The sequence below is a fragment of the Occallatibacter sp. genome (assembly GCF_049802275.1).
Classification (GTDB): Bacteria; Acidobacteriota; Terriglobia; order Terriglobales; family Acidobacteriaceae; genus Telmatobacter.
Genome location: NZ_JBARMD010000699.1, coordinates 1 through 1,799 on the forward strand (window position 1 = coordinate 1; position 1,799 = coordinate 1,799).

2 protein-coding genes are annotated in these 1,799 nt (G+C 52.0%); both read right to left on the minus strand.

Going from position 1 to position 1,799, the window contains the following annotated elements; genetic code table 11:
• Positions 1-1,023: hypothetical protein (locus WA354_RS23570; protein ID WP_472815470.1), on the minus strand; the 1,023-nt coding region annotated here is incomplete at its 3' end.
• Complete coding sequence (locus WA354_RS23575) at positions 1,016-1,780, minus strand: ABC transporter ATP-binding protein (RefSeq protein ID WP_472815471.1); 765 nt, start codon at positions 1,778-1,780, stop codon at positions 1,016-1,018. The genes WA354_RS23570 and WA354_RS23575, both read right to left, overlap by 8 nt.
• Positions 1,781-1,799 lie beyond the last annotated feature (19 nt).

A 1,799-nucleotide genomic window follows, 5' to 3' on the forward strand; every position in this document is an offset into this window, starting at 1 on the left:
GCCTACTCCCAAGTAGAAACTGAGGATGATGCGATGAGGCCGGCTGCGAAGCAACGTGCGAAGGCTGAAGAATAGAATGGCCGTTTGAATTGAACTGCCGAGTTTCAGTGGCCACGCCGCCTTCCTAGAGTGAGGCTGTATGTCCGGCTCTTCCACTGCCAGCCGTTGTGTCTTCATGTATGAGAAGGCGTAGGCGATACCAGCTGCAACTAGAGCGATGGCCAAACCAATGCCAGCGCGGCCTACTAGCGGTGCAAATGCCGGATCCGGTGACCCATTCAGATCTTGAAACAGGGCCAAAAACCAGTAAGTCGGTAGCCATGCGAGCAGCCTCTGAGTCTCAGGTAGAGGAAGCTGAATCACCGTTTCCAATGGCGGTTCGAGGAAATAAACGGTCAGGAAGAGGCAGAACAGCGCCACTTGCAGAGGAGCCGATAACCGCAGAAAGAGCTGACGCGAAAAGAGTTGTGCGACGAACCATTGCAGTCCGAGAACGGAGCAGAAAACGAACGCTCCAGACGCAAACATGGTCGTCCAGTACGCGGTGAGCGACCTCAGCAGACCCGTTGGACCGCTCTCGCTGGGGAAAAAGGTCAACGGCCAAACGCAACCAGCAAAGACGTTCAATGCGAGAATCGAAAGGCTAAGCGCAGAGCCGACAGCTGCCACCTTGGCTAAGAAGATAGTGCGAGATCGAATGGGCAACGGACCGAGCACCAAGACATCACGCCTATCTGGAAACGTGGAATCCCAGCTTAAGACAGAAATCAAACCGACAACGACCATTGTTGTCGCAATCAGTACGTGTTCCATAGTGACGATCGTTTCGTGCGGCAGCCCTCCCACAAGGATTAAAGGAGCTGTGAAGACGAAGCTAATAGCGGCAAGTAAGGCCCCAATTTGCCCGAGCAGCTTGGTCGAATCGCTATACTCCGAGAGCAGTTCTAGATCGACAATTCTGAAAAGAAACACTTTGAAGAGTATGCGGAACTGGGACTTGTTCACCTGATTTGCGTTATGCATGGATAAGGTCCGCGATTTGTCGCGAAATTGCTGCCGTGTCTCGTTCAATAGCTAGTTGGGAGAAAATACCTTCCAGGGTTGGAAGATCCATCGATGACCTAAGATTTTCAATGGAGTTGTCGGCTACGATCTTGCCGTGGTGCAAAATGACCACCCGGGAACAAATTCGTTCGACAGTTTCGAGGTCATGGGAACTGAAGAGAACTACCTTGCCCCGCCCCGCAAGCTCCTGAATGAGGCTCCGCAGCACCAGAGCCGAACCAACATCCAGTCCGGAGAACGGCTCATCAAGCAATAGCAGGTCAGGGTTGTGCATTAAAGACGCGGAAAGCAAGATCTTTTGTCGCATGCCCTTCGAGTAGGCTGAAATCGGGGAATATCGATCGTCATGAAGCCCAAACAGCCGAAGCAACCCATCGATGCATTCAGAGAAGTACTCGGGAGCCAGGTTGCGTAGCTGAGCAACCATGATCAAATACTCTTCTCCGCTCAAGTGCGTATAGAGATAAGGCTCCTCGGGCACATACCCGAGGCGTTTCTTATACTTGATTGGATCTGTTTGAATAGGGACGCCCCCGAACAAGATGTCCCCGGACGTTGCCTCAATGAGATTTGTGATCATCTTCATTGTGGTGGATTTTCCAGATCCGTTTGCCCCGAGATAGCCCGTCACTTCACCCGGCTTCGCTGTAAAACTTACATCGTCCACTGCCGGAATACCGGAATACCTTTTTGACACGTGACAAAGTTCGAGCATTCTTGTCTCACCCTAATGC

Excerpts from the sequence above, each read along its gene's own strand:
- WA354_RS23575 (WP_472815471.1), bottom strand. The coding sequence starts at position 1,780 with ATGCTCGAACTTTGTCACGTGTCAAAAAGGTATTCCGGTATTCCGGCA.